We start from the raw sequence: 7,725 nt of genomic DNA, 5'->3' as shown, positions 1-7,725 counted from the left end.
AATTTGAATCCCATCCGGCAATCAATATCAAATCGATCGATTTGTGTAGACACCAATGCCCAGAGGGGAGGTGAAGCACGCAAACGGCTTGGAAAGCCGAGCGACAATTTGCCGAAGATCCAAAGGTAAGGCCAGCGCGATGACAGGTTGAAAACCTAACCCACCCGTAACGGAACTTCGATTTCAAATCGGTTCGCGGTTTGCTCCTGCTAGTCGAAAACGCAGCAATCTGCCAAGTTGGCACGTAGCTGAATTCTTTGAACCTTTACACCGTACCGAAATTTGAAGTTGTGGCAGAAGATCTTTACCAAATTTTAGGGGTCGCTCGCGACGCCTCGAAGGACGATATCAAGAAAGCTCACCGCAAGCTGGCGCTGAAATATCATCCCGACAAGAATCCTGATAACAAAGCGGCACGCGAGAAATTCAAGCGTGTTCAGGAGGCTTACGATGTGCTCAGCGACGAAGAGAAACGCGCGGCCTACGACCGTTACGGTGCCGATTTTGAAAAAATCCGCGGCGGGGGATTTAATCCGCACGCTGCTGCTGGCGCTGGCTTTGACGGTTTGGACTTGGAACAGATTTTTGGCGGCCGCGGTGGCGGCGGTGATGTGAAGTTCGAAGGCGGCTTCTCGGATTTCTTCGAACAGATGATGGGAGGCGGTGCGGGAGGCCGCGGCGGGGCAGGCCGAGGTGCGGGACGCGGTCGCCGAGCGGCGCCACCACAACGCGGCCAGAACGTGCGGCACGAACTCGAATTGCCTCTGCAAACCGCGGTGCTCGGGGGCACGACCGAGTTCTATCTGAACCGCGCGGGCAAGAACGAAAAATTGTCGGTCACGATTCCGCCGGGAGTAGAAACCGGCTCGAAAATTCGCTTGCGTGAACAAGGCCAACCGTCGCCCAACGGAGGCCCCACTGGCGATTTGATCTTGATGATCAAGGTTTCAGACCATCCGCACTTTCGCCGGATCGGCAAGAACTTGGAACTCAAGATCCCCGTTTCGCTTCCCGAAGCGGCGTTGGGCGCGAAGATCGATGTGCCGACGCCGAGCGGCACGGTGGCGATGTCGATTCCGGCGGGATCGAGCAGCGGACGCCGCTTGCGGCTGAAGGGACAGGGGATCCGCAGCCGCGACGGTTCGGCTGGCGATTTGATCGTCGAGTTGCAAATCCGGTTACCGGAAACGATCGATGACGAGTCGAAGGAACTGATCGAAAAGTTTGCCGAACGAAACCCAATGAACCTGAGACACGATTTGTCGTTCTAGATTGACGTGCCCGGTTTATTGCTGCCGTAGTGGATTTCCCATCCCCCGGAGACTGACGTCCTCTTTACCCCTACACATCTTCTGTAGTCCCATCCCGATAGGGATTTTAGTAATTAGCCGGTGGTTTGAGCGTCGCGAACACCACCGGAAAACCTCTCGATTCCCTACGGCTAATGTCTTTAATCCCAATCGGGATAGGATCGAAAAACAATTGGTAAATCTTTGTGCGTTATCTGTTTCCTAAATCGCGCCGCATTGTTCACAGTTCGCAATTCACCGTGATCCTACGCCGCGGGGTGTGCGTGGCCGACGGCGTGCTGGTGTTGTTTGCGGTCAAGGGCGAGCCGGGATCACCGAGTCGATTGGGGGTCACGATTCCTAAACGCACGGGGAACGCGGTCGTGAGAAACCGCTGGAAACGCTTAATCCGCGAGTCGTTTCGGACACAGCAGGACCGGGTACCGGACGGTATGAACTTGGTCGTCCGCCCGAAAAAAGATGCCAAGCCGGACTGGGCGAAGATCCAAAAATCAATTCCCTATCTGACTCGCAAAGCGGCCCGGCGATTGGATGGGACGTGAGGGAAGACAGGGAGACACGGAGAGGGGGAGACACGGAGAGGGGAGAATTTACCTTCGCTGAAGCGAGGGTCGGCCGCAGGAGGCGGCTGAGGAGGGGTGGTGAATTCTTGCTTGTACGGTCCATTTCTTACACTGCGAGCCCCACCCAGATCCGGCTGCCGCCGACTCTGACCTCCCCAGAGGGGAGGTGAAGCACGCAAACGGCTTGGAAAGCCGAGCGACAATGCCGAAGATTCAATGGCAAACCCAGCGCGATGACAGGTTGAAAACCTATCCCACGATTGATGAGTTCCGCTATGGCATCCCTTGCTGGCGTCCAGCAAGTCACCTCGCCCGGCGAAGCGGGGAGAGGTCGGCCGGGCCCTTGAGGCCTCGTTCGGGTGAGGGCCGACCGCGCTATCTTGATGCTGGTTGCGACTCAACTTGCTCGGACGGCCCTCACCCGAGCAATCGCCATACGCTCTGCTCGACCTCTCCCAACTGCGTTGGGAGAGGTGACTATCTTGCTGGCAAACGTCCATTTCTAACACCGCGAGCCCCACCCAGATCCGGCTGCCGCCGACTCTGACCTCCCCGGAGGGGAGGTGAAGCACGCAAACGGCTTGGAAAGCCGAGCGACAATGCCGACGAAAGCCTTGACGACTGCCGCTACTCCTCACTCTCCGTGTCTCCGTGTCTCCGTGTCTCCGTGTCTCCGTGTCTCCGTGTCTCCGTGTCTCCGTGTCTCCCCCGCTCACTCCCCCTGGTCCCACCACCAACGTTGGACTCGATGGGGGCGATCCGCTGCGGAAGCGGCGGCAGAGGTGTCGAGGGCTGCGTACCTGTTAATTTCTTGCGGCAACGACTGCTTCGCATCCACTGACACACCCCCGCTGGCGATCACGATGTGATGCTTTTGCTTTCCGTGCCGGACGGTGTGCAGGGTCGCGATCGACTCCACTTGACGCGGAGCAGTCAACATCCACGGACGATCACTGTTGAACTGCGTCAAACTTTGAATGAGTGCGTCATGGACACTCGATTCGGTATAACGCTCGGCTAATTCGGCAATCGAAGCGGCTTGATATATCGACTCGAGTGCCCCGTAAATCGGATACTGCTGGCGAATCCGATTCCAATCTTGATTGAATCCCGCGACAAACATTTCCGTGCGTGGGTCGTTGGTCAGATGCCCTCGCTCGCCACTGGCGATCGCTCGCTCGTTCTGTCCACTCAGACGAATCGGCGTCCCCGCGAGTTCAAAGATGCGGCGATCGTTGTCCGAGCGAACGCTTCGCGGTACGGCAGTGAACCACAACCGCAACAGCAAATCTTGCGGTGCTCCCTGGGCGATCAAAGCATCCACCGCATCGAGATAATTATCGGTTCCTTCGGGCAACGACTGTTTTCCCAGAGCAAGTTGTTTCATGTGCCGATCGGCCTCGACCATCACATAACCGATCACGGTATCGGGGGCCGTGCCAAACACTTCGACGCGTTGCATCCCCAAGGCCGCGCGGACCGCTTCGGCGGCGGTGCCGATCGGAATCGATTTGTTTTGAATTCCGACCGCCGTCTGGGCTGCGTTTTGCAAACCTTCACGCGTCGGATCGATCGTACAGCCAAACGATTGACGATGTTGTGCTGCCGCGAGACAGGTCAATAAGAAGTCGAGTCGCAACGTGTTGCGGGCGGTGACGCGGTCTCGATACCAACCTTGAAACGTTTCGATGCCACCGACTTCGCCTGAGAGGATGATGTCGTCGTCAGTGAACTGCACGAAACGAACTTCGGATAAACCAGCGAGATACTGGATGGAGTCCGGTACGTTCTGGCCCGAGACTTGGTAGTGCGAGAGCGCGTCTCGCAGACGACGTAGCGAGATGCTGCGGAGCGGCGAAGGGGTGCGCCATGCTAACGGTGAAAACAAGGCGTCGTGATCACCGGCGGCTGCGGCTTCGCCGAGTTGGGCAGCAAGATTATCCATCGCGTCGGTACGCGTGATCGTCTCGCACTCACGCAGCGTTCCTTGCGGGTCGACAAAGACGCCTTGGGGGTAAGGTGCCATCGTGCTGGGGCCGCCGAGCGATTCCCAAGTATCGGGCACGACGGTGGTTTCGATTAACGTCATCAGAGAACCAAAATCGGCAAACGAGCTGCCGCCGGCGGCGCCGTTGTTGTTGGCAATGGCTTGGTTCCGCGCGTCGGCGGAGTCGATTTCGCGAAGCGTGGAATTGGCTGCTGCGGAATCGCCGACGGCGGATTGAGCGGTCGAGATCTGTGCCAGGAATTGATCACGTTGGGGCAGTGATCCTGCGGCAGCTGCCTGCTGGCGAGCGGCGGCAAATTCACCTGATTGCAGACGACTGAGCGGTTGTTGTGCTGGACTGTCGGGAATCGAGATGGAAGCGACCAACAGCAAACCGAGCAGGAGCCAAAGACGATGGAAGTGTTTTGCCATGACAGGGTCGAGGGGCTGAGTCGGAAAAGAAGAGACGCGAGACCGGTTCGCTTGATTCTACAGCAAATGAAGGGCCCGAGCGATTTTGCACGCAGGGGTAAGTCGCCACGAGAGGCGTTTTCAGCGGTGAACGGCAAATGGGATCCGCATTTCCGAAAGTGGAGGCGATGCTAGGTGTGGCGTTTTGATCGAGGCAGATTGCAACGATTGTGGTGGGCCGGATCATGTTGCGTTCGGCAGGGTGAACTCAATTTCACCTCCCCGCTGGGGAGGTCAGAGTCGGCGGCAGCCGGCTCTGGGTGGGGTTCGGAGTGTTAGAAGTGGACGGTGCAAGCATAGTTTCACCAGCCCTCCCCGACCGCTTCGCGGTCGACCCTCCCGGAGGGAGGGTAAGAAACCTCACCTCCCCGCTGGGGAGGTCAGAGTCGGCGGCAGCCGGCTCTGGGTGGGGTTCGGGGTGTTAGAAGTGGACGGTGCAAGCATGGTTTCACCAGCCCTCCCCGACCGCTTCGCGGTTGACTTTCCCGGAGGGAGGGTGACGTCATTGTTAGCCCTTGTCGAAATCGATCCATTGGCCATCGATCAATCGCTGCTGCGGTTTGAATCTGGACTTGTAATTCAAATGCTGGTTCTCGGCGACGTACATCCCCAAGTAAACATAGCGGCGGTCGCTCGCTCGTGCCCATTCGATCTGCTTTAACACCGCGTAGGTCCCGAGACTGTATCGACTGTACTCGGGCCGAAAGTGGGTGTAGACGGCCGACGTACTTTCGCGGCCCAAGTCGACAATCGAGACCGCAATCAATTCGCTGTCCTTCCAAATCGACAACTCCCGAGTCTGGCAACACGAGTCGGCTAGAAACGAGCGATAGGCGTCTTCATCGACGGGCTCGTCGCTGAGTCCCAAGTTTCGAACTTGTCGGTGTTGGTTAAAGATTTCAACCCGAAGCGGATCGACACTTGGTGGATTCCATTGACAGCTCAAATCTTGATCGCACCGCCGCAGCACTCGCTTGAACGATTTCGTCATGCGAAACGTGGTGACGTCGATCCGCGTCGGCCGGCACTCTTGGCACGCGGGGCACTGAGTTCGGTAGACAAAATCGCCACTTCGGCGAAACCCCATCACCAACATTTGATCGGTAATTTCGGGGGTGACGTTACCGATCGGCAGCCTCAGCGGCATCCTGGCGACGGCTTCGCTGAGATAAGGACACGGCTGCAATTGGTCCTGGACCACGACGAGCCGACACTCGTCGTTGGGCATGCGAAATTCACTGGGCCGATTCATGAGCGTTCCGTACCGGTGCATTGGGGAGCGATAGCACGGAACTTATCATACGCTGGCAATGCGTTTTTGGCGCGGTCGGCGATGCGTTATTGACGCGGTGGATGTCGCGGATCTTGGCAAAGATCCTGGCAAAGATCCTGAGGCGAGGCCAGCACGATGACAGGTTAAAAACCTGTCCCACATCGGACGAAAGTCTTGACGACTTCCGCTACGAGGAAAGGCAAAAGCCGGAGATCAGTCCCACCACCATTGGCCTTCTTTCAGGCCAGTGGGGCCGGCTTCGCTGCGGGTTTTCACCACGCGGCCGTCGGTGTCTTTGCTGACGTGCTCGGCTTTCAGAGCTTGTCGCGGCTGGACGTTTACGCCACCTCCGAGTGGTGTCATCAGTGTGTTGCCTCGCCACACAGCGTTCACGGCGGTTTCCACTTGCTCGGGAGCGGTGTAGGTTTCGACCGAAACCATTGTTTCGTCTTGCAACACCGGCATCGACCAATCGGCTTGACCGTAAAAATCTTGCTCTTGGATGTAGGCGGCTGCGACAGCGACGTCGATCAACTGAGCGAGTTCGGCATAGATGCGAACCTTTTTCGCAATCTCAGGAAACGCTGTGGTGAAATCTTTGCAGAACGTTTGACTGGCGCGGTTCACCTTGCCCGCGATCTGCATCCGACGTCCATCGGCAACGCGTTCGTTGGCACCGACAAGCTCCACTCCTCGCTCGTTGATTCGCATCGCCAAGCCATCTTCGCTGACCGAGATCGCGTCGTAATTGGGTTGAAAATACCAGCGTTCCATCGCGTTGGAAGCGACCGTGTTCGGGTTCGCACGATCGACGTAACTTTGCAAGCGAACGGGAAGTCGCTCTAGCCCGATGCCGACTAACTTCATGCGATAATCGGCTTCAACCAACACGCGAGCAAAGTGAGTGGAATTGGGGATGCCTTTGATCGTGACCGTTTGCAGCCCTAAGTTGTCTTTCAGTCCCATCGCCAATCGTTCGGCGTCACTGGGTTGAACCCGGCCGCGAACCGAGGCCAAGAATCGCTGCATCCGCTGCAATCCTTCGGTGGTGGGATCAATCGACACGCTGATCAGCGAAGTGGGTTTCGCACCTGGGGCATAAGCTCGCAGGGCGGTCACGAGGTCTTCGAGCAAAACGGTCGGCTTTCCGGACTGGATGCCCACCAGGCGTTCGGTGGGATCGGCGACAAATCCTTCGGCGGGCCCAGCGACGACGATGTCTTTGGTATCGGGATAGAAAAAGACGTATTCGAGTGACGTCAAACCGGCCAACGCCTGCATGTCCTCGGAAATCGTGCCGCCGGCCTCAAGTTGTTTGGCGATCGCGGCTTCGAGTCGGTTGAGCGATACTTTTCGCAATTTGCTCGTCTGCATCACGCCGGTGTCGGCATGATTCCGAGCTTCGATCAGCCGTTGGTTGGCCAGACGAGGGTCAAATTGTTTGACCTTCAAGATACCTTGGGCGTCCACATCGACCCCCGCCAACTGCGTCTGGGCCGAAACTTGGCTGGTTCCCAGAGAGAACAGGGCGGCGAAAACAACGAGGACAGCAATACGATTTGTTTTTTTCATCACTCAGCCTGAGGAGGCGACTTTGCGAAAAGATGGGTGAATTGCGCAGCTTATAGAGCTCGCGTCCTTTGACAATAATCGCCGTAGGGCACTGCATCAACAAACGAAAGCCGGATATCAGGTATTCCGAGGCGGATTGGGGAAGTTTTACCTGTTGCAGCGAATATGCGTGGCTTCCCGCGAGTCATTTACGTCCTGGCGGGGGTGGAAATTCGACGTCACCTTCCCCTCTGGGGAGGTCAGAGTCGGCGGTAGCCAGCTCACCGGTGGGGATCGGTGTGTTCGAAGCGGAACGTGCAAGCATCGTTCCACCAGCCCTCCCCGGCCGCATCGTGCGGCCGACCCTCCCGGAGGGAGGGTGAAAAACCTCACCTCCCCGCTGGGGAGGTCAGAGTCGGCGGCAGCCGGCTCTGGGTGGGGTTCGGGGTGTTAGAAATGGACCGTGCAAGCATGGTTTCACCAGCCCTCCCCGACCGCTTCGCGGTCGACCCTAGTATATGATCATTGTGGTGTTTCGACCGGTTTTCACGTCGATTCGCTGTGATGATC

5 protein-coding genes are annotated in these 7,725 nt (G+C 57.6%); 2 read left to right on the top strand and 3 right to left on the bottom strand.

Annotation, left to right across the window (positions count from 1 at the left end):
* The first annotated feature begins 290 nt into the window (after window positions 1-290).
* Together ABD971_RS31645 and rnpA are read left to right on the top strand one after the other, a co-directional pair.
* A complete protein-coding gene (locus ABD971_RS31645; RefSeq protein WP_339946436.1) occupies window positions 291-1,271 on the top strand; it encodes a DnaJ C-terminal domain-containing protein in 981 nt (326 codons plus the stop codon).
* A 224-nt stretch (window positions 1,272-1,495) separates the two neighbouring features.
* On the top strand, window positions 1,496-1,852 hold the full coding sequence (gene rnpA, locus ABD971_RS31640) for a ribonuclease P protein component (RefSeq protein ID WP_345327725.1): 357 nt from the start codon (window positions 1,496-1,498) through the stop codon (window positions 1,850-1,852).
* 733 nt (window positions 1,853-2,585) lie between these two features.
* Here the strand turns inward: rnpA and ABD971_RS31635 are convergent.
* From ABD971_RS31635 to ABD971_RS31625, 3 genes are all read right to left on the bottom strand, one after another.
* Window positions 2,586-4,292: a DUF1598 domain-containing protein gene (locus tag ABD971_RS31635; RefSeq protein WP_345327724.1), complete on the bottom strand. Its 1,707-nt coding sequence runs from the start codon at window positions 4,290-4,292 to the stop codon at window positions 2,586-2,588.
* 547 nt (window positions 4,293-4,839) lie between these two features.
* The gene (locus ABD971_RS31630) at window positions 4,840-5,583 is read right to left on the bottom strand and encodes an arginyltransferase (RefSeq protein WP_345327723.1); all 744 of its coding nucleotides are present in this window, start codon (window positions 5,581-5,583) and stop codon (window positions 4,840-4,842) included.
* Between the two features lie 234 nt (window positions 5,584-5,817).
* Window positions 5,818-7,179: a DUF1598 domain-containing protein gene (locus ABD971_RS31625; protein WP_345327722.1), complete on the bottom strand. Its 1,362-nt coding sequence runs from the start codon at window positions 7,177-7,179 to the stop codon at window positions 5,818-5,820.
* Window positions 7,180-7,725: the final 546 nt, after the last annotated feature.

This window comes from Novipirellula rosea, from assembly GCF_039541335.1.
Taxonomy (GTDB): Bacteria; Planctomycetota; Planctomycetia; order Pirellulales; family Pirellulaceae; genus Novipirellula; species Novipirellula rosea.
The sequence above is the reverse complement of the archived record's forward strand: the minus strand, read 5'-3'. Positions and strand labels throughout refer to the sequence as shown.

Bases quoted from the DNA above. Each gene is read 5' to 3' on its own strand.
- ABD971_RS31630 (WP_345327723.1), bottom strand. From the start codon at position 5,583: ATGAATCGGCCCAGTGAATTTCGCATGCCCAACGACGAGTGTCGGCTC.
- ABD971_RS31635 (WP_345327724.1), bottom strand. From the start codon at position 4,292: ATGGCAAAACACTTCCATCGTCTTTGGCTCCTGCTCGGTTTGCTGTTG.